Source organism: Nocardiopsis tropica, assembly GCF_042660575.1.
Classification (GTDB): Bacteria; Actinomycetota; Actinomycetes; order Streptosporangiales; family Streptosporangiaceae; genus Nocardiopsis; species Nocardiopsis tropica.
On sequence record NZ_JBHSUF010000018.1, the window covers coordinates 32,327 to 52,088 of the forward strand.

General features: G+C 70.4%; 18 protein-coding genes, 1 other RNA gene and 1 pseudogene. 7 read left to right on the plus strand and 13 right to left on the minus strand.

What is annotated here, in order from left to right; genetic code table 11:
- Positions 1–174: 174 nt before the first annotated feature.
- Complete coding sequence (locus ACFQBR_RS25275; RefSeq protein WP_344184448.1) at positions 175–1,770, minus strand: FAD-binding oxidoreductase; 1,596 nt, start codon at positions 1,768–1,770, stop codon at positions 175–177.
- Here ACFQBR_RS25275 and ACFQBR_RS25280 point away from each other — a divergent pair.
- The 5 genes from ACFQBR_RS25280 to rnpB all read left to right on the plus strand — a co-directional run bounded on the left by ACFQBR_RS25280 (position 1,769) and on the right by rnpB (position 5,593).
- Positions 1,769–2,767: a helix-turn-helix transcriptional regulator gene (locus ACFQBR_RS25280; protein ID WP_344184447.1), complete on the plus strand. Its 999-nt coding sequence runs from the start codon at positions 1,769–1,771 to the stop codon at positions 2,765–2,767. The genes ACFQBR_RS25275 and ACFQBR_RS25280 overlap by 2 nt on opposite strands.
- 4 nt (positions 2,768–2,771) lie before the next feature.
- Positions 2,772–3,641, plus strand: coding sequence for a Nif3-like dinuclear metal center hexameric protein (locus tag ACFQBR_RS25285; protein ID WP_344184446.1), 870 nt, complete (start codon positions 2,772–2,774; stop codon positions 3,639–3,641).
- 111 nt (positions 3,642–3,752) lie between these two features.
- A complete protein-coding gene (locus tag ACFQBR_RS25290; protein ID WP_344184445.1) occupies positions 3,753–4,514 on the plus strand; it encodes a zinc ribbon domain-containing protein in 762 nt (253 codons plus the stop codon).
- Positions 4,511–5,191 (plus strand): histidine phosphatase family protein, encoded by a 681-nt coding sequence (locus tag ACFQBR_RS25295; protein WP_267949111.1) that lies wholly within the window; start codon positions 4,511–4,513, stop codon positions 5,189–5,191. Before ACFQBR_RS25290 ends, ACFQBR_RS25295 begins: the two co-directional genes overlap by 4 nt.
- 14 nt (positions 5,192–5,205) lie before the next feature.
- Positions 5,206–5,593: RNase P RNA component class A (gene rnpB, locus ACFQBR_RS25300), an RNA gene on the plus strand.
- Between the two features lie 71 nt (positions 5,594–5,664).
- Here rnpB and ACFQBR_RS25305 read toward each other — a convergent pair.
- From ACFQBR_RS25305 to ACFQBR_RS25340, 8 genes are all read right to left on the minus strand, one after another.
- A complete protein-coding gene (locus tag ACFQBR_RS25305) occupies positions 5,665–6,771 on the minus strand; it encodes a tyrosine-type recombinase/integrase (RefSeq protein ID WP_344184444.1) in 1,107 nt (368 codons plus the stop codon).
- A 9-nt stretch (positions 6,772–6,780) separates the two neighbouring features.
- Entirely contained in the window at positions 6,781–6,957 is a 177-nt protein-coding gene (locus ACFQBR_RS25310; protein ID WP_344184443.1) for a helix-turn-helix transcriptional regulator, read from the minus strand.
- A complete protein-coding gene (locus tag ACFQBR_RS25315) occupies positions 6,954–8,357 on the minus strand; it encodes a replication initiator (RefSeq protein ID WP_344184442.1) in 1,404 nt (467 codons plus the stop codon). Before ACFQBR_RS25315 ends, ACFQBR_RS25310 begins: the two co-directional genes overlap by 4 nt.
- Positions 8,358–8,549: 192 nt before the next feature.
- The gene (locus ACFQBR_RS25320) at positions 8,550–8,957 is read right to left on the minus strand and encodes a DUF3307 domain-containing protein (RefSeq protein WP_344184441.1); all 408 of its coding nucleotides are present in this window, start codon (positions 8,955–8,957) and stop codon (positions 8,550–8,552) included.
- 648 nt (positions 8,958–9,605) lie between these two features.
- Positions 9,606–9,749, minus strand: a complete 144-nt coding sequence (locus tag ACFQBR_RS25325; RefSeq protein WP_344184440.1) for a molecular chaperone DnaJ — start codon at positions 9,747–9,749, stop codon at positions 9,606–9,608.
- A gap of 16 nt (positions 9,750–9,765) precedes the next feature.
- Positions 9,766–10,470 carry a DUF2637 domain-containing protein gene (locus tag ACFQBR_RS25330; protein WP_344184439.1) on the minus strand — a complete coding sequence of 235 codons (705 nt, stop codon included), beginning with the start codon at positions 10,468–10,470 and terminating at the stop codon, positions 9,766–9,768.
- A 111-nt stretch (positions 10,471–10,581) separates the two neighbouring features.
- Positions 10,582–11,916, minus strand: coding sequence for an FtsK/SpoIIIE domain-containing protein (locus ACFQBR_RS25335; RefSeq protein WP_344184438.1), 1,335 nt, complete (start codon positions 11,914–11,916; stop codon positions 10,582–10,584).
- Positions 11,917–12,033: 117 nt separating this feature from the next.
- Complete coding sequence (locus ACFQBR_RS25340) at positions 12,034–12,366, minus strand: SCO3933 family regulatory protein (RefSeq protein ID WP_344184436.1); 333 nt, start codon at positions 12,364–12,366, stop codon at positions 12,034–12,036.
- Positions 12,367–12,557: 191 nt separating this feature from the next.
- On the opposite strand from ACFQBR_RS25340, the gene ACFQBR_RS25345 reads away from it, so the two are divergent.
- Entirely contained in the window at positions 12,558–13,325 is a 768-nt protein-coding gene (locus tag ACFQBR_RS25345; protein WP_344184435.1) for a GntR family transcriptional regulator, read from the plus strand.
- A gap of 1,060 nt (positions 13,326–14,385) precedes the next feature.
- Here ACFQBR_RS25345 and ACFQBR_RS25350 read toward each other — a convergent pair.
- Both ACFQBR_RS25350 and ACFQBR_RS25355 read right to left on the minus strand, forming a co-directional pair.
- Positions 14,386–14,841 (minus strand): hypothetical protein, encoded by a 456-nt coding sequence (locus tag ACFQBR_RS25350; protein WP_344184434.1) that lies wholly within the window; start codon positions 14,839–14,841, stop codon positions 14,386–14,388.
- A gap of 676 nt (positions 14,842–15,517) precedes the next feature.
- Positions 15,518–15,727: a hypothetical protein gene (locus tag ACFQBR_RS25355; protein ID WP_267949112.1), complete on the minus strand. Its 210-nt coding sequence runs from the start codon at positions 15,725–15,727 to the stop codon at positions 15,518–15,520.
- Positions 15,728–16,224: 497 nt separating this feature from the next.
- Here ACFQBR_RS25355 and ACFQBR_RS25360 point away from each other — a divergent pair, with 497 nt between their 5' ends.
- Entirely contained in the window at positions 16,225–16,374 is a 150-nt protein-coding gene (locus ACFQBR_RS25360; RefSeq protein ID WP_267949113.1) for a hypothetical protein, read from the plus strand.
- Here the strand turns inward: ACFQBR_RS25360 and ACFQBR_RS25365 are convergent.
- Together ACFQBR_RS25365 and ACFQBR_RS25370 are read right to left on the minus strand one after the other, a co-directional pair.
- The gene (locus ACFQBR_RS25365; RefSeq protein ID WP_344185139.1) at positions 16,323–18,689 is read right to left on the minus strand and encodes a bifunctional SulP family inorganic anion transporter/carbonic anhydrase; all 2,367 of its coding nucleotides are present in this window, start codon (positions 18,687–18,689) and stop codon (positions 16,323–16,325) included. The genes ACFQBR_RS25360 and ACFQBR_RS25365 overlap by 52 nt on opposite strands.
- A gap of 346 nt (positions 18,690–19,035) precedes the next feature.
- Positions 19,036–19,762 (minus strand): annotated as a pseudogene (locus ACFQBR_RS25370) (hypothetical protein); the annotation flags it as partial.

The following is a 19,762-nucleotide window of genomic DNA, read 5'->3' on the forward strand; positions in this document are numbered from 1 at the left end:
CGCGGACCGTCCGTGCCGGTGCTCACACCGGGCCCGGGGGATCCGGCCGGATCCCCCGGGCCCGGTGTGCCGTCCCGCGGTGGTCCCGTCCCTCCGGCGGGGACCGGCCGTGGGTGCGCGTTCGCCGCGGGCAGGGGTCCACGCGCCACACCGGCGACGCCCCCGGAGGGCCCGTCAGCCGCGCGGCGGGATCGGGCGGTTGGAGTGGAACACCCCGTCCGGGTCGAACGCTGCCTTCACCCGGGTCAGCCTCGCGTAGGCCCCGGGGTCGAACACCTCGCGCACCGCCGCCCCGTCCATCGGTCCGAAGCCCAGGGTGGACGAGCGCCCCACCGCCCTGTCGGAGACCAGCCCCGCCGCCCGCTCGCGCAGGGCCTCCGACGCCCCGGTGTCCTCCCCGTCGGCGAACGTCAGCACCGTCAGGGCGTAGGCGGCGTCCCTGTGCCCCACCGCGTTCGCGCTCCCCGGCTCGCGGGCCAGGGCGCCGCCCAGGTGCCGCAGCCAGATCACGCACATCGACGGGGCCGTCCCGACCAGCCGGGTCAGGGCGCCCAGCGACTCCGCGTCCAGCCCGTCGACCAGGACGCTGCGGCCCCGGTACCCGGCCGGGTCGTCGTGCTCGTCGAAGACGGAGCCCGAATCGGCGTACGGGAGCTCCCCCAGGGTGTCGGCCAGCACCGGGCCGGCCGAGCGCAGGGGCTCCACCAGGGCGGGCCCCTCCTCGGGCGGGCCCGACCAGGCCACCGACACCTGGACGACCAGGCGGTCCCGCATCGCCTCCGGGACGCCCGGGAAGTCGGGGTACGCCAGCATCGAGGCCCCCGACGTCAGCTCCTCCGGGGTCGTCTCCGCCCACCGCCGCCACGCGTCCAGGACACCCGGCTCGGCGGTCGCGTCGAAGTACAGGCTGCCCCCGTAGAGCCGCGCGACCGGGAACAGGCCGATCTCCATCCCGGTGACCACGCCGAACGCGCCGCCTCCGCCGCGCACGGCCCAGAACAGCTCGGGTTCGGCCTCCTCCGTCACCTCGCGCAGCCGTCCGTCGGCCGTCACCATGTCGAGCCGCGCCACGTGGTCGGCGGCGAACCCGTACCGGCGGGCCAGCAGTCCCACGCCCCCGCCCAGCGTGTACGACACCGCGCCCACCCCCGGGGCGCTGCCCGACAGGGGCGCCAGCCCGTACGGCGCGGCGGCGTCGATGACGTCCTGCCACGTGGATCCCGCGCCGACCCATGCCGTCGCCCGGCCGGGGTCCACCCGCACACCGCGCAGGCGGCCGGTGGCGATGAGGACGCCGGCCGGCGGCCGGTCGCCCCCCGCCCCGGCGGCGCCCTCCTGCCGCCGCTCCGTCCCGCCTTCCCCGTCGCCGGCCACGGTCTCCCCGCCACCGAGACCCGAGCCGAGACCGTGCCCGGTCAGCTGGGCCGCGACCCGCAGGCCCCGCCCGGCGGCCCAGGCCACGGCCGCCCGCACGTCCCCGGCGTCCTGCGCCTCCACCACGGCGACCGGGAGGTGGCGGTCCAGCAGCTGCATCCCCGTGCGGGCCGTCTCGTAGCCCTCCGACCCGGGCGCGTGCACCGGCCCGGCGACGAGGGCCGCCAGGGACTCCGCCGCCCGTGGCGTGCCGCCCCCGGTACCGGCCGGGCCCCGGTCCTTCCCCGCGTTCTGGATCTCCGACATGTCCGCGCTCCCCTTCGTCTCGTTCACAGCGCCACCGTAGGAACCGATGCGGTCACAACGTGACCGCGATGTCCGGCAGACTGGATCCATGAGCGAATCGGTCCGCAAGGGGATGCCCCAACGGCTGCTGCGCCTGCTGTCCCTGCTGCAGGCCAGGCGGGAGTGGAGCGGCGCGGAGCTCACCGGGCGCCTCGGCGTCAGCGCGCGCACCCTGCGCCGGGACGTCGAGCGGCTCCGCGACCTCGACTACCAGGTGGAGGGGACCCCGGGCATCGCGGGAGGCTACCGCCTGGCCTCGGGGAACGACCTCCCGCCCCTGCTCCTGGACGACGACGAGGCCGTCGCCATCGCCCTCGGCCTGGTCACCGTCACCGGGGTCCAGGAGAGCGCGCTGCGGGCCCTGGCCAAACTCGAACGCGTCCTGCCGGCCCGGCTGCGCCCGCGCCTGGCCGCCGTCCGGGACACCACGTCCGCGGTGGCCCACCCCGCGGCGCCCGCGAGCGCGGACCCGTCGGTGCTCGGCATGCTCGCCGCCCACCGCCGCGACCGCGTGGTCACCGACTTCGACTACCGGGACCGGTCGGGCGCGGTCCGCTCCCGCCGGGTGGAACCCCACCACCTGGTCTCCCACGGCGGGCACTGGTACCTCATCGCGCACGACACCGCCCGCGACGACTGGCGCACCTTCCGGACCGACCGCATCATCGGGCCCCGGGCCACCCACGGGCGGTTCACCCCCCGGGAGCTGCCCGCGCCCGACCCGGCCGCCCACCTGGTGCGGACGTTCGCCGCGGCGACCTACCTGCACACCACCCGGATCACCGTCCGGATGCCGGCCGCAGACCTGCGCGCCCGCGTCCACGGCCCCTTCCCCGGCTGGATCGAACCCCTGGGGCCGGACACGTGCCTGGTCAGGATCAGCACCGACTCCGTCGACCTGGCCTGCCAGTACGCGCTGGCCGTGCTGGCCCTCGGCGCCGAGTTCGACCTCGACGCCCCTCCCGGGGTGGCCGACCGGCTGCGCGCGCTCGGCGCCCGCCTCGGACACGGCGCCGACCGCTTCGCCGGTCGGCGGGGAGAGCGCTAGTCTCATGGCCGTGAGCTCCTCGACCCCGCACCCCAGCCTGTCCGACGTGATCTCCGCCTTCGAGGAGGTCTATCCGCCCCACTGGGCGGCCTCCTGGGACGCGGTCGGACTCGTGGCCGGCGACCCGGCGCAGGACGTCGCGAAGGTCCTGTTCGCCGTCGACCCGGTCGACGCGGTCGTCGACGAGGCCCTCACCTGGGGCGCGGACCTGATCATCACCCACCATCCGCTGATGCTGCGCGGCGTCACCAGCGTGGCGGCCGACACCCCCAAGGGGCGGATCGTCCACCGCCTGATCCGCTCGGGAACGGCCCTGTACACGGCGCACACCAACGCGGACACCGCCTCGCCCGGGGTCTCCGACGCGCTCGCCCGCGCCGTCGGCGTCACCGGGCCGCTGCGCCCCCTCGACCCCGACACCACCGACCCCGAGGGCCACCGGGGCATCGGCCGGATCGGCGCCCTCGACCGCCCGGTCGTCCTGCGCGACTTCGCCGCCCAGGTGGCCCGCGCCCTGCCCGCCACGGCCGCCGGGGTCCGCGTCGCCGGCGACCTGGACCGCGTCGTGGGCACCGTCGCCGTGTCCGGGGGAGCGGGGGACTCCCTGCTCGGCGCCGCCCGCGCCGCCGGGGTCGACGTGTTCGTCACCTCCGACCTGCGCCACCACCCCGCCTCGGAGTTCGTGGAGAACCCGGGCGGCCCGGCCCTGATCGACACCGCCCACTTCGCCAGTGAGTGGCCCTGGCTCGCGGACGGGGCGGCCCGTCTCGTGGACGCACTCGGGCGCGCGGGGCAGCCCGGGGGGACTAACGTGGAGACACGCGTCTCGACGACGGTGACGGACGCCTGGTCACAGGCCTTGCCGCACGTCTGAGAGCACACCGCCCCGCGAGGGGCGGCCCCGACACCAATTGCACAGAGCCGCACAGAGTAGGGCGCGGGCGGCGTTCTCGCCTTCCCCAGCCACCCCAGGAGACGTGTACAAGTGAAAGCCGAACCCGCCGCACAGGCCAGACTGCTCCACCTCCAGGAACTGGACTCCGAGCTCCAGCTCCTGGCCCACCGGGCCCGCACCCTGCCGGAGATCGCCGAGGCGGCCGGGCTCAAGGAACGCGCCGACCGGCTCGAGACCGACCTGATCGCCGCGCAGACGAAGGTCTCCGACGTCGAACGCCAGCAGCGCAAGGCCGAGAGCGACGTGGACCAGGTGCGCAGCCGCGCCGACCGGGACGCCAAGCGCCTGGAGTCGGGCCAGATCACCAACGCCAAGGAGCTGCAGAACCTCCAGTCCGAGATCGCCTCGCTGGGCCGCCGCCAGGCCGAGCTGGAGGAGGTCGTCCTGGAGGTGATGGAGCGGGCGGAGGCGCTGGACGCCACGGTGGCCCGACTGACCGCCGAGCGCGAGGAGGCCGTCGCCGAGCACACCGCGGTGGTCGCCCGCCGCGACACCGCCGCCGCCGAGATCCAGTGGGACCGCACCCGCGTCGCCCAGGACCGCGAGCGCGTGGCGGGGGAGATCCCCGCCGACCTGCTGGCCCTCTACGACAAGCTGCGCGCCCAGTACGACGGGATCGGCGCCGCGCCGCTGCGCTACGGTCGCTGCGGCGGCTGCAAGCTCGCCCTGAGCACGGTCGAGCTCAACGAGATCCGCGCCCACGCCGCCGACGAGGTCGTGCGCTGCGAGGACTGCCGCCGCATCCTGGTGCGGACCGAGGAATCCGGTCTGGGGGGCCGGACCGAGCAGTGAGCACCGGCTGGGGAGCCCCCGACACCGCCCCGACCCGGCTCGTCCTGCTCCGACACGGGCAGACGCCCCTGTCGGTGGAGGGGCGCTTCGCGGGCCGGGGCGACATCCCCCTCACCGAGGAGGGCCGCGCGCAGGCCGGGGCGGCCGCGCGCCGCCTGGCCGCGCGGCCGATCGACGCCGTGGTGTCCTCGCCCCTGCTGCGCGCCAGGGACACGGCGGCCCGCGCCGCGGAGGAGCTCGGACTGCCGGTCGAGGTGGACGAGGGGTTCGTGGAGACCGACTTCGGCGCGTGGGAGGGACTGACGTTCGCCGAGGCCCGTGAGCGCGCGCCCGAGGCGGTCGACCGCTGGCTGGCCGACCCCGAGGTCGGGCCGCCGGGCGGGGAGAGCTTCGCGGCGGTCGCCCGCCGGGTCGCGAAGGCCCGCGACGCGCTGGTCGAACGCCACCGCGGGCGCACCGTCCTCGTGGTCACGCACGTGACCCCCATCAAGCTGACGGTGCAGCAGGCCGTCCTGGCGCCGCTGGCCGCGCTGTACCGGATGCACCTGGACACGGCCTGCCTGACCGAGGTGGACGTCTTCTCCGACGGGCCGATGCTCGTGCGCTCCCTCAACGACACCGCCCACCTGGCCCCCGTCCGGGACGGGGCGGGTCGGGAAGGACCGGAACGGGCGTAGAATGCGGGGCGAGGGGAGTCGGCCAGACGGTCGCGGACCGCGCCAGGTGCGCGGGTTCGAGGAAAGTCCGGACTCCACAGGGCAGGGTGGTCGGTAACACCGACCCGGGGCGACCCGCGGGACAGTGCCACAGAAAACAGACCGCCACCGCTCGCGGTGGTAAGGGTGAAACGGTGGTGTAAGAGACCACCAGCGCCCGGAGTGATCCGGGCGGCTTGGTAAACCCCACCCGGAGCAAGGTCAAAAAGGGAGCCTCCGGGCTCCTGCGCGGATGTTCGAGGGCGGCCCGCCCGAGTCCGCGGGTAGACCGCACCGAGGCCGTCGGCAACGGCGGCCCCAGATGGATGACCGTCCGGTCCCTCCGGGGACCGACAGAATCCGGCTTACCGGCCGACTCCCCCCTCCACACCTTCCTGACCTGCGCCGCAGCGCGGGGGAGCCGACCGTGTTTGCTCTCTGTTTGCTCCGGTCGATCAGCGGGTCCGCAGGAGCAGGTCTATCGCCCCGCGTCCCAGCTCCTCATGCTCCGGGAACAGGTGGCCGTAGGTATCGAAGGTCTCCGTGATCGAGGCGTGCCCCATCCGGTGCTGGATGGCCTTCGGGTTCACCCCGGCGGCGATGAGTGCCGAGGCGTAGAAGTGCCTCAGGTCGTGGAAGCGCGTTCCCGCGGGAAGACCTGCCTTGGTGACAGCCTTGGACCAGGCCGAGTTGAACGCCGAGGGTTTGGCGACGGCCTGCCACGTGTTGCTGATCAGCACGTTCCCCGGGGCGGGTTCGTAGAGGCCCATGTGTCGACGCACCTCTTCGAGCACCAGGTCGTCGACGGGCACGATACGCCGGGAGTACTTCGTCTTGAGCTCAACGAGCTTCCCCTTCTGGGCCTGTACCCGCACGTCCACATGGCGTTTGGCGAAGTCGATCCTCGGGATCGTGAGTCCGAGCGCTTCACCGCGTCGGAGCCCGGCGCCGGCACCGAGGAAGACCGCCACGCGGTAGCGCGGACTGATCTCGTCCGCCAGGGCGAGGATCGCATCCGACGGAAGCGGGTCGATCACCCTGCCCTCGATGCGGGGCAACTTCACCCGTGAGCACGGGTTGGCGGTGATGATCTCGTCGTCCACGGCGGCCTGCATCATGATGCGCAGCGTCGCGAACGCCGTGTGCACCGTACTCGCCGACAGGTTGGGGTCACCCGCCATCCGCGCCACGAAGGCCTTGGCGTCAGCGCGGGCCACACTCCCGATCTCGCGTCCTCCGAACGCCGGGTAGATCCGGTGCCGGAGATGCCGATCGTACGTCTCCCGGGTGTTCTCGACCACGTGGACGAGCTGGGGGAGCCATCGGGTCTCGGCGTACTCCCGGACCGTCACCCGACCGGCCTGCGGGTCCACATAGACACCGCGGAGACGATCGGCCTCCATCACCGAGACGTGCTTCTCTGCGTCCACCTTGCGTCGGAACAGCTCGGTAGCCCGTTCCCCGCTGGGGTCCTTCCACACTGCGAGGTACCGCTTGCCCGTTCCATGACGAGCGGTCTTCCTGCCGTCCCGCGTCTTCCACAGATCCTGTACGTGTCCCATCAGAGCACCTCAGTCCTGGTCCAGGACCCAGGCGCGAACCTCGGTCGGGTCGTAGCGAACATGGCGGCCCACCCGGTGCGACGGGGGACCGGTGCGCAGGTAGCGCCACTGGTAGAGGGTCTTGGGGGGCACCCCGAGATAGACCGCTGCTTCGTCCAGGGTCCAGAGGCGGTCGAGGGTCTTCACAGGGACGTCTCCTTACCGGTGGAGCGGCCTATCCCGGCGACCATCGACGCCAACGCCAGCTCCCCGAGCGTGAGCCCCTGTCCGAGGTAGTGCCAGGTCTTCAGTGTCAGCGTGGACTCCTCCTCCTGGACCACGAGGGGAGTGAAGGTCTCGGCATCCCACGGGCGCCCGGCGGCATAGTCGGCACGGACCTGGCGGAGCTTGCCCAACGTGGTGGAGTAGCGCCGGGACTTGGTCGAGAAGTGGCCCCGGAAGCCCAGCATGTGTGCCCAGGTCCTCAGCTTGAGGTCTTCCAGCTGGGGGTACAGACGCGCGTTGCCCAGCCGCCAGCACGTGTAGATAAGCCGTCCCGCGTGGGGGCGCACCTGCGACATGTCCACGTGGTCGATGTCATGGATGCGCTGGTCGAGGGTGCCGGTGTCCTCAGCGGCCTTGGTGGCGTACTTGGCGATGTAGCCCGCCACCGCAGTGTCGGTGAGTGCCTGGTCGGGGCCGAAGGACTCGATCGGACGCACGTCCACCTGCCTGCCCCACACCAGCTCCCAGGTTCGTCCGTTGACCTCGGGAGAGGTGACCGAGACGGCCCGAGCGGCGGAGCCCACAGCCGCGGTGAGCATGTCCACGCTGGCCCAGACCGGAGGAGGGGGCCACCCGGAAGGGTCCTTGGTGTAGCCGTCCAGGCGCACGACCGCGTGGAAGTGGACTGCTCCCCGAGCTTGGAACTCGGCCACCTTGGCGTAGGACACCCGGACCCGCTTGGAGAACTCCGTGCGGGAAAGGCCGGCGGCCGAGGCGAGGTGGTTGCGCAGGTACAGGGTGAACCGTCGCCACAGTTCTCCGGTGTGGGCGTGCCACAGGACGTGGCCGATGTAGTCGTAGACGCTGGGATCGAGCGGCTGACCGACCAGGGGGTCTTCGGCCCGGTGGTGCTTGAAGCAGGACGAGCCGTTCCTACGGGGATGACAGACGCGCGTGCGACCGTCCTTCCCCGGACCCCGGTGGACCGCCCCGAAGGAGGGAGCGGTGAGGGTGACGAACGCCCGGGGATGCACACCCACAGAAGTCGGGACGCCCTTGTCTCCGCCGACGACACCGGCCTTGACGAGGTGGTAGGTGTCGGCCCGGTACTCCTCAGAGCAGGAGGGGCAACGGGAGGCACGCCGGTTCTTGCAGCGCACCAGCAGTTCGTTCGCCGGTTCGGAGGCGGTGGAGTACTGCGAGATCAGTTCGCCCGTGGTGGCGTCCACACGGGTGGTTTCGCCGGTCAGACGGACGGGGCAGGAGCAGCCGCGGAGCGAGCGGGCACGGTCGATCCAACGGTCCAGGTGGTTCTCGTCCCTCGCGGTGATCCGCGCCAGGACGGGACCGATCAGACCGCCGAGGTGTTCGGGTTCGGGCATGACGAAGCAGGGCCTTTCATGGACAGGTGAGGCCCCGGCGCGGCGGGTGTGTGGAAGCAGCGCCGTCGCCGGGGCGGTCGAGCGGGTCAGGTCACCAGGTGGTTTCGCAGTCCCGGCACTCGTAACCGGTGACGGTCTTGCCGCCGTCGTAGCTGTACTCGGTGATGTCGTCGCCGTGGCAACTCGGGCAGGTCACGGGCGGTCACCACCCGACGTGGCGATGAGCGCGGCGAGGAAGAGCGCGGTGTGGTGCATGGCCTGGTCGACGTGCGGAGCCCCACCGGCCTCGTAGAAGGCGGAGGCGCGAGTGCGGGTCATCCACCAGCGCACCGGCCACCGGCGGTCGATGATGCTGTGCGACACCCAGGACACGGTCACACCGGCGGCCAGACGCCCCGGGGAGAGCCGCAGTCCGAGGGCCCGCGAGGCGATGCCGACCGCGGCGAGCTGGGCGAGGTGGTAGCTGGCCACGTGCGCCTGGTTCGCGGCCCAGGAGTCGGCCTTGTTCTGTGCCTGGTGATCGGTCTGCGTGAGGTAGTCGCCCACGTGGTGCGCGGCGGTCATCGCGGCGAGCACCGTGGCGAAGGCGTTCGATGCCATAGGCTGGTCGGGCCCCTTTCGTTCCTTGCATTCGCGTGTTGGGTTCGTTGGGTAGGTGAACCGGGGTGCGGTAGGTGTGTGGAAGCAGCGCCGCACCCCGGGCTTGGAGTCAGGCTTTGGGGCACTTGTTCGGGTGATAGTCAGACCTCCCGTCGCTGTAGACCAGGTCACCGCAGTTGCTACAGATTTCCAGCTGTCCCATAAAGCGCCTCCTGCTCCTTTCAGACGGACCCGGTTGGTCCCCACACCGCCCCGTAGGGCGGCATGGCCATCGACCGGATGGCCGTTCTCTTCTACTTGGGGCAGCCGAAGCAGCGTTCGGGGACGGTGCCGAGCGGTCCGCTGTAGCTGACCGTCTCTCCGCAGTTGCGGCAGGTCTCGTTGCGCCTCATCGGTCCTTCCTCCCCCCGAGCGTCGTAGCGGTGGTCTTGGCGGGGTTCTCCCAGCAGTTCACGAGGCCCTCTCCTTCGTTCGTATTCGCGTGTTGGGTTGGTTGGTCAGGCGGTTCTGCGGCGGACGGCCGGTGTGTGGAAGCAGGACCGGTCCGCTGCGGTCAGGTAGCGGTGATGCCGTAACCGGAGCAGTCTCGACAGGTGTCTCCCTCACCGAGGACCCCGTGGCCGTTGCAGGTCGAGCACAGGCGGCTGTTCACGGTCGGCACAGCACCGTCACCTTTCCGGTGCCCCCGCAGGTGGAGCAGGCCGTGTAGCGGCGGGCGAAGAGTCCGATCTTCTCGGACACGACGCGGCCGGTACCGGCGCAGTCGAGGCAGTTCACCTTCTTGGTCGGCATGGTGTTGTCCTTTCTGTTAGCTGGTGATCTGTTCGCGCAGGGAGGCGGCGACCGTTTCCGAGACACCGAGTCGGGAGCGCAGCGCGGTCACGGTGATCTCATGGCCGTGGGTGATGCGGTAGTCCTGTGCCAGCTGCGCAGCGAACGGCGCCAACGGGTGGCCCTGTTCCACGGCGGCCGGAGCGGGTTCGGGCGGTGAGGACACCGGGACCGGAGGAGGTTCCGGAGCGGGCACGGTCTCGGTCTGCTGCCAGCGGACCTCGGTCACCCGGAACTCGTCCCGCTCCTCCGAGGGCTCCGGGGATTCGACCGTGTCCGGGTTCTGGTCGGGGGCCGGCACCCGGTGCGCCGCGCGGCGTTCGAGCATCGACATCGCGACCAGGAACGCAGCCGCGGGAACCGCCGCCATGATCCAGCCCCACACGGTCGGTTGCGCTGTCGCCAGGTTCGCGGCCAGGGTCAGGATCACTGCCCCGAACAGGACCACGGTCGGCCAGGTCAGCACACCCTCAGCGGTCTTGCGAGTCGCGTCCCTCTGCCGTTCCCGAGCAGCCATCACACAGGTCAGGTCGATCGATACCGCGATGGCCCACGCCATCCACCCGTGCTGCCCCGATTTCTCCGCCAGGTCCCGGATATGGGTGAAGCTTCCCGCGGCAGCGATTCCGGCCAGGACCAGGATCGGCCCCCAGTCGGCGGAGGCCGACAGTGCGCGTCGCATCTCACGCCCCCTCGATCTTCCGGTAGTGCTCCTCACAGACCCACTCGTCCGTGCTTGTGGTCTTGGTCCATGCGGGCTTGGTGCAGTAGGTGCACCAGTACGAGAGAGTCATCAGGACATCTCCTTCTCCAAGAGCTCCCAGTCCAGGTCTCCGGGAGCCGGGGCCGTCGAGTTCGCGTTACCGGCAACCAGGTCGTCCCAGTCCGGAGCCATGTGGGCGTACTCCTGCGAGGCGTCTTCCGCCATCTCCTCCGTGGTCAGGTCCGAGCGGACCCGGTACCAGCGCCCGTCCGCACCCACCGTCACAGCCACACCCGGCATCTCCGCGGGAATCTGCATCGCGGCCGACAGCGAGTCGGGGGCCAGGTCGCCGAGCGCCATCTTGGCCGTCTCCCCGTCGTTGACCCGGTGGCAGATCCGACCCGTGATCTGGGCACGCAAGGCCGTCACCCCGGGACCGAGATCGGACCCCACCCGTTGGCCAGCGATCACCAGGTGGATACCGAACGCCCGCCCGAGCTGGGCGTTGCGCAGCAGCAGAGTCGAGGTCCGAGCGATCTCGTCCTTCTCGGCCTTGTCCGTCATCAGGTACAGCTCAGCGACCTCATCGACCACGATCACCACCGGTGTCGGACGGGTTACCTCAGGGAGCTGCCAGATGTTGCGGACACCGGCTTCCCTGCACTGACTCATCCGGTCGGTCAGCATCACCATCACGTCATCGAGCAGGCCCATGCACTCGGACCGAGTCGTGGCCAGCTTCGACATCCGCTTGGTGTACGGGGTCAGCTCCACCCCGCCCTTGAGATCCAGCCCCGCCAGAGCCACCGGCTGAGGAGCCAGCTGGTACACCAGGGCGTTGAGGTCGGTGGACTTGCCCGACTGCGTCGCGCCCATGATCAGCCAGTGGGGGACCGCCCGGAAGTCGATCACCCACGGGTCACCGGTCTCCAGCGTGCCCATCCGGACCTTGAGCAGGTCCCAGCCCTCACCCAGTGGAGCCGCTTCGGTGACGGTGCCCAGGGGGTCACGGCGCGATGCCGCCAACTCCACCCAGCCCGGACCCGAGGTGCGCAGCCGGACCGAGTCCACCCGCCAGGCGTGCGCCAACCGGGTCAGAGCGTCCTTGTAGTCGTCGGGGGTCTGCCCGTCGTGGAGCCGAGCACGGACCCGGAACCCGAACGGGGTGGGCCGGAAGCGGCGAAGCTTCGGCTTCTTCTCCACCGTCACCCGGCGCACACCGCCCTTGACCTTGGTCTGGCGACGGGTGTGCGAGAGCCCGCATCCCTGCGACACGTGCTCCCAGGTCAGGTAGACCCGCAGAGCCGAACCGACCAGGCCGGGCCCGTAGGACCAGGTGTTCGGTGACCAGTGGTGCCAGGCGGCAGCCGAGAGCGGCACCGCAGCGGCGGCCGGGGGGACCGCCCACAGAATCTCGGGGAACATCGTCATCCCTTCCTTAAGAGGTTTCGCCCTTGCCCTTGCAGGTCGGGCACAGAGCAAGTCGGTAGTCGGGCATGTGTCGGACCTCTCCGGTGCCCGTGCATGTCGAGCAGCTGGGCATTACTCCGTGGCCTTGCGCAGGTCCATGGGCGCGACCGTGGCGGCACCGAAGGCCACGCCGTGACGGCCGTTGGTCTCCCACGGGATCGCGACCAGGCCCTGAACGGTGAGCGGGGTCCCCAGTCGGGCGGTGATGGCGTGCGTCGCAGGGAAGCTGACCAGCAGCGTCTCCGCGTCGTTGTCCTCGACCTGCGCCAGCACCTTGAGCTGCCACATCGGGGAGCCGTCGGCGTTGTACTTGATCTCGCCGGTGGTGCGGTCCTTGACCTTGGGACGCGGGGATCCGGCCGCGATGAAGACCATCTGGGACGTGTCCACGGGAATACTGCGCATCTTGAACTCCTTCTAGTAGCTAGAACCTAGTTGCTAGGAACAAGGCCAACAGTACAGCCCTAGTAACTAGGAGGCAAGCAGGAGATGTGGATCTAACCGAAAGGTAAGGTCCGACGCCCGGTAAGTCCGTTTTTCGCTTCGTTACCACTAGGGGTAACGTGAACCTCCGAGCTAGGGGGAAGGAGCTAGGTATGAGCCTTGAGTCGCCACGACACCGGTACCAGCAGGTCGCAGACCACATCCGGGCAGCTATCGCGAGCGGGGAGTACAGCCCGGGGTCGAAGTTGCCGAGTCAGCCGAAGCTTGCGGAAGAGTTCGGGATCACTCAGCGGACCGTGGGCAACGCGATCGCTGTGCTTCGTCGGGAGGGGTTGGTGCGAGTGGTGGACAACGTAGGCGCGTACGTCCGTGACGTTCCGCCGATTCCCCGGTTCGCCAACAAGCGCTACGCGAAGTCCAACCGGGAGGCCGGCAGCGCTCGGGGTGCCTTCGACAGCGAGCTGAGGGAACGAGGTCACGAGACCACGACCACCCTGGTTCAGCACGGACAGACCGAAGCTCCGAAGCATGCGGCTCAGGCTCTAGGGATCGAGGAGGGCGCGCCCGTCGCGATTCGCAAGCGCCACATGCTTGCGGACGAGACTCCTGTTCAGGTTGCGACGTCGTATGTTCCTTGGGCCTTGGCCGAAGGCACCGCCATCGTCGAGGAGGACACCGGTCCCGGTGGGACCTACTCCCGGTTGGCCGAGAAGGGGTTCGGTCCTGCGCGCTTCACCGAGGCCATCAGGATTCGTACCGTCACCCCGGAGGAGGCGGACTTCCTGAAGTCCGACCCGGAGCAGCAGGTGTTCGAGATCCTTCACACGGCGTGGGACGAGAACGACCGGGCGGTAGAGATCTGTGTGCATGTCATGCCCACCTACCAGTGGGAGCTCCACTACGAGTGGCCCGCCAACTAGACGACGCCAGGAGATGCCCGGCCACCGCGAGGTGAGCCGGGTTTCTTCATGCCCGGGGTCAGGGTGATGAGAAGTTTCCTTACGTCTTCAAGCCCGCACCTGCGGTGCGGGGCAGCCTGCGGCTGGGCGGTCGGGTGCGGGACGCGGCCGGAGGGCGGATGGCCGGGCGCGTTGCTGGCGGCTGCGGCCCCGCGGTTCCCCCGGTGAGAACACAGCCTCCGGCGGGGACTCGGGGATCCAGGAAGCGGGGGCAACCGCGCACGGCTGGGGTCTGCTGTGGCGGTGCGCCCCTCTTCCCTTTCACCCTTCGTCCAGTCAGGGACCTACCACACCGCCCAGGGGCCACAAGGTCGTTCGGACAGTGGGGCGCTCCACCTTGTGGCCCCTGGGCGGCGCGGTCGCGCGGTGCGTGGACGAAGGGTGACGGGAAGAGGGACGGGGTCGGAGCGTGGTGGGGAAGGGGGAGGCGGGGGTGGGCCTGGTTCCTTTGCTGGTTCGACCAAGGGGGGTCGAGGCGCGGAACGGGAGAGGCGGGCCGGTTCGGGTGTGGGAGGACCAAGCCGCGGGCGGGGTGCGCGGAAAAGGGCCGGCGGGGTGTGGGGGCGGAGAGCGCGCGGGGCCAGGGCGCCGAGGAAGTCGCGGGCACATCTCTACCCGGGGGCATCCTCAGGGGAGGGCGAGTGCGAAGCGTGTTGATGTACGCGGCAACCAGGAGTGCGCAAGCGCGGTTGCGGACACCCGGGGGTGTCCGGCGGTAGGCGCGCCGCGTCCGCGCTCGCCTGCGTCCCGCGCGGCGCGTCCTCGCGCGCCCCGCCGAGCCCAGTGGGCACGGCGATTCTTCACAGAGTGGGCGAACCAGGGGCAGCAACAGTCCAGGGACACAGGGGTGTGGTCGACCGACAGGGCGGACGGGGGCGGACGGGCGCGAGGCCCGCAGACTTCCAGGCCAAGAGCTTTCCCACGAGAAGCGCAGAAAGGTCAGCATGGAGAGCGAGAATGCGCGGGGGCAACAGGTAACGATAACGAAAGGAAATGATTATTCATTTCCTCTGGGGGATGGTTATCTGTTCCTCCGAATTTGCCTGGCAGGGGGAAGGGACTCCGCCTTGTTTATGAGTTGACGACCGTAGGGCCAGGTCGTGTCCCCTTTCTCGGAGTCGAGAATCCCCATAAATTCTTGGGCTTTCGGTGCAATTTTTCGAAGGGAAGTCTCCCAGAGGTCCAGAATCTCCGACTCCTTCACGTACTTTTTCTTGCAGTAGTACCCTAGGATGTCGATCATGGACAGTGCCTTATTCACGGCGACCCGGTCGTCTTTGGCTATGTTTTTCGCGTTTATTCCCATTCTTGCGTAGTCGATAAGGATCTTCCGCCCTTGTTGATGTTCAGTGCTCGCCATCTCTTGATGCAACTTGAGAAGTAAATCTACTTTTCTTATGTGGCGAGCATAAAAAAATCCTATTGTGAATGTGATCAGCAATGCGACTGGGGTAATTAGGGAAAGGTAGACTGTCAAGATTGATCCTAGCTTTATGAGTGCGACATACTTATTAGAATTATAGTGCGATTAAGGTGAATGGAGAAACCTAGCTTTGGTAAATATCTCTCCTCTGTGGCGATAAAAGCTAGTTCTTGACCTCTAGTGCGCTCTGGGGTGGGTCGGGTTGAAAAAATTAGCGAGAACCGGCGATCGGGCGAAGCCGTAGATCGTCGACTCTTGGCTGCTCATTTGGGCTGCCCGTGGGCGCCGATCCACTTCCATCCCCAGTGGTCTTATGTTTGCTCTGTGCTTGCTCGGAGGGTAGGGAGCACCGGGGAACAGCGAGAAGCCGCGAGACCTGTCATCGCAGGTGACGCGGCTTCTGTGGGTATCGACCGAGGTCAGCGGAACGGGCGTGGTGGAATCCGGCTTACCGGCCGACTCCCCCCCTCCACACCTTCCTGACCTGAGAATACCCGGAAATTCGCTCGCGGGTCCGCCCCCACCGACACCCCTGTTCATCTGCGGATGCCTTGCCCTGTCCGGGCTTGACCCGGGACGGACGCGGGATGGATCGCGGGGCCTGCGGCAGACCGGGAAAGCAGGTGGCGAGGTAGCGGCAGGTCTTCCCGCACCTTGGATCCGGACGGGCGGGCTCAGCCCGAGGCGTGCAGGTCTTCCGCCCCGCGCCCCTCCGGTTCCCGGGTGGGGGTCACCGGTACTCCTTCCGGCTGCCGATGCGGTGGACCATCACCACCGCCCACACCGTCACCGCGGCCAGGACCCCCCACCACGCCCACAGCGCCCACATCAGCCAGTGGCCGCCCACCGTCGTCGTGCCCAGACCGAGGGCCGCCAACGACATCGAGGTGGAGACCACCAGGCATCCGACCACACGGCGGATTCGTGTCATCTCGTCCATGAGCCTTCTCCTTGCTCGGGGGTGGGAGCGGGACCCGGGACATCCTTTCTACAGCAGGCCTTCCCCCTCCACGTTCTCTGTCGGCCTGCCCGGCACCGGGGCCGGCGCTCCGGCCCGAGGCCCTCGCGGAGCCCCCCGCGGGGAGCGCACGGCCGCACCGACGGCGCGGGGGCCGCGACGAACGGCGGTGCGCTGTCCGGACCGGGCCGCGGATGGTGGGGCGGCGGCCGCGATCGGCCCGCCGCCGCCCCCGCCCGGAGCCCTGCCGGGCCCCGGGCGGGGGTGCGACGCGCGCGGCGCGTGGGAACCCTGGGGCGCGGGAAGTCCTATGGGTACAGGCATACAGCCTGCCGGTGATGGCCTGCCGCCCATGCGCACCGATAGATTGGCCCTTGCGCTCCATACCCCGGGCCGAGTGCCGGAGCGCGTGCGCCCGTGGGCCGACGTCCGGGGTCGACGGCCCGACGGGCATCCGCGTTCACGGGAATGGGTGACTCTTGTTCGACTCCACCGTCTTCTGGGTGGTCCTCTTCGGCCTGCCGGTCCTGGCCATCGTGGCGATCGTCATGCTCGCCTCCTACCAGGCCTCAGGCGTTCAGCAGGACGAGCGTGACGACGCGCCCGGCGACGACTCCTCCAACAGCTGATCCCCGTCCGCACCCGGTCGGGGGTGCGGAACGGGATCGCCCACGCCCTGCACAGGACGGAACTCCCCGGTCGCGGTGTCCAGCAGGTGGACCCTCGCCGTCTCCAGGTCGTAGTACATCCCCGACAGCTCCAGGTCGCCCGACTCCACGCGTTCGCGCACCACCGGGTATCCCATGAGGTTGCCGAGCTGCTCCTCCACGTTGGCCTGGGCGAGCCGCCGCAGCGCCTCCGCGGCGGGCAGGCCGGCCAGGGCCCCGGACACCTCCCCCGCCCGCACCAGGCTCTCGTGCCCGTTCGCCAGCCAGCGGCACATGTGCGAGGTCTGCGCGTCCCCGGGCTCCTGGTGGGCCTTCTCCAGGAGCGCCTTCATGGCGCCGCAGTGCGAGTGTCCGCACACCACGATCGACGGCACCCGCAGGACGTTCACCGCGTACTCGACCGCCGCACCCACCGACACGTCGCCGGGGGTTCCCCGCCTGGGCACCAGGTTGCCGACGTTGCGGACGGTGAACAGGTCGCCGGGGCCGCTCGAGGTGATCAGGTTCGGCACCACCCGCGAGTCGGCGCAGGTGATGAACAGCGCGGTCGGGTGCTGTCCGTGGGACAGCCGGCCCATCAGCGACCGCATCCGGTCGGCGGTGCTGGAGTGGTACTCGCGGGCGCCGGCCGTGAGCAGGCCCAGGGGGTTGACCTCACGCGCGGTCTCCTCGGGGACACGGCGCATGCCCCACGGCGCCCACCAGCGCGCCAGGCCGCCGGGCGCGGTCTTGGAGGCGGGGGCGGAACTGGTGGAGCTGCGCGCGTACCACCTCTCGTGCACCTCGTCGATGTCGACGGCGCCCCCGGTGCGCTCGTGGTCCACGCGCCAGGCGTGGATGGCCTCGAACGCGGCGTGGTCCATGAAGTCCACGTGCAGGTCCAGGTCGACCTGGGCGCCCTCGGGGACGGTGCGCAGCACGTGGGCGAGCCGGGGCACCCCGAGGAAGGTGAGCGAGCCGTGCACCGTGACGTGGACGCGGTTGTCGCGCTCCTCCGTGGTAACGGTCAGCTTGGTGAGCCTGCGCAGGGACACGATCATGGCCAGGGCGAAACCGATGAACACCCCCTCCATGAGGCCCAGGAGCACCACGCCGAACAGGGTCACCAGGTACACGCTGGCCTCGTGGTGGCGCCGCAGGTTGCGCAGGTGGGCGATCGAGACCATCTGGACGCCGATGAACACCAGGAGCGCGGCCAGCGCGGCCATCGGGATCAGCTCGACCACGTGGGCGAAGAAGGCGACGAACAGAAGGATCCACACACCGTGCAGGATGGTGGACCGGGGCGTGTGCGCCCCTGCGCGCACGTTGGCGGTGCTGCGCACGATCACGCCCGCGACGGGCAGGCCGCCCAGGGCGCCGCTGACGGTGTTGGCCGCGCCCTGGCCGAAGAGCTCCCGGTTGAGCATGATCCGGCGGCCGTTGTGCAGGCGGTCCACGGCGATCCCGGCGAGGAGGGACTCGACGCTGGCGACCAGGGCGACCGTGGCGACGCCGACGGCGATGCCGTGCCACTGCCCGGCCGCGGGGAGCACCGGTCCGTTCCAGGCGTCCGCCAGGGAGTCCGGGAGGGAGACGGTCTCGACCCTCCAGCCCCCGACGGTCGCGATGGCGGTCGCGGTGCCCACCGCGACCAGCGCGGCCGGGACCACCGCCGGGCGCAGCCTCCCGAAGGACGGCAGCTTGTTCCAGGTGAACATGATCGCGATGGTGATGACCCCGACGGCGACGGCGGCGGAGTGGTTGTGCGCGATCTGGTGGGGGAGGTCGGCGATGTTGGCCACCGCCGAGCTCTGCGGGGCCCCGCCCAGGACCACGTGCAGCTGGGCCAGGGCGATGGTGACGCCCACCCCGGCCAGCATGCCGTGCACGACGGCGGGGGAGACGGCCAGGGCCGCGCGGGCGATGCGCACGGCCCCGAGGACGAGCTGGACCAGACCGGCGAGCAGGGTGATGAGGCAGGTCACCCGCCAGCCGTAGGTCGCGATGAGGTCGGCGACGATGATCGTCAGCCCGGCGGCCGGGCCGCTGACCTGCACCATCGAACCGCCGACGAGTCCGGCGACGATACCGCCGACGACGGCGGCGATGATTCCTGCGATGAGCGGGGCGCCTGAGGCGACGGCGATCCCGAGTGACAGTGGGACGGCGACCAGGAAGACCACCAGGGAGGCGCCGACGTCGGCGGCGACCCCCTTGCGGTCCTTGTGGCTGCCCGGTGGCGCCGCGGTTGCGGGCGGTGCGTCGGGCTGTACTCCCTGGGCGTCGTTGCGCATGGTTGCTCCGTTCGGGTTGGACCAGGCAAATGAGGCGTAGGCGCACGGGGACGACGGTGTCCGGATCGGGGGGTGTGCGGGTGAACGCGTGAACACGACGGAACCCCGAAGGGTCGCCTGTCAATCACCAACTGTAGTCAACTTTCGTAGCTCAGGGTTACCATCTGTTGTGGTTTCCGTGGCTGTTTTCCCGGCTTCACAAGGCGTGGGGACAAATCAGGACAGAAAAAACACCGAGGTGACGGGGTTGTCCCGTGCACCTCGGTGATGTGAAGCGGTGGGGCCGGACGGGGTCCGGCGGCGCGGGCCGGTCACGGCGCGTCAGTGCCGTCCGGACCGCACCGGTTCAGCGGAAGCGGCCGTCCTCGTACCCGCCCTCGTAACGCTCCTGGCCGTACCCCCGCTGGTCGTAGGGCTGCTCGGGCGGGTAGGGGCCCGGCGCCCCGGGACCGTCCGGCCGTCCCTCGTCGCCGTGCTGTTGCCACCCGTCCAGCGGCGGGTAGCCGCCGTAGTCGGGCTGCGACTGCTGCGGCTGCTGGGCCGGGTAGGAGCCGCCCAGCATCTCGGAGTAGCCGCTGCCCGGGCCGCCGGGGCCGGACGGCCGCCCGAACCGGTCCCCCTGGTCCTGGTAGCCGCCGTAGCCCTGCGGGACCTCGCCGCGCAGCTGCTCGGCGGGATAGCCGCCCGTGGGCGGGAGCGGGGGGTAGCCCTGCGGGCCGCCCGGGTACGGAGTGCCGTCCTGTCCGCCCGGGTGTCCGGGGTGGCCGACGGGCCCGCCGTTGAAGGGGGAGGGCACGCCGGGCGCCGGAGCCTCCCGCTCGGGTCCGGCATGGGAGCCGGGCGCCGCCGGTCCGCCGGCGGATCCGGGGCCTCCCGGCAGCCCGGGGCCGCCGCCCTGCGCGCCGGGAACGGTGGGCGCGCTCGGGGAGCCGAACGTGCCGCCGCTCTCACCCCACAGGGGGGTGTTGCCGTCGGGGTAGGAGGGCCGCGTGTGGGTGCCCGTGTCGTAGCCGGGGAGCCCGGTGCCCGGGTGGTCCCCCCGTGTGTGGGTGCCGGTGTCGTAGCCGGAGCGG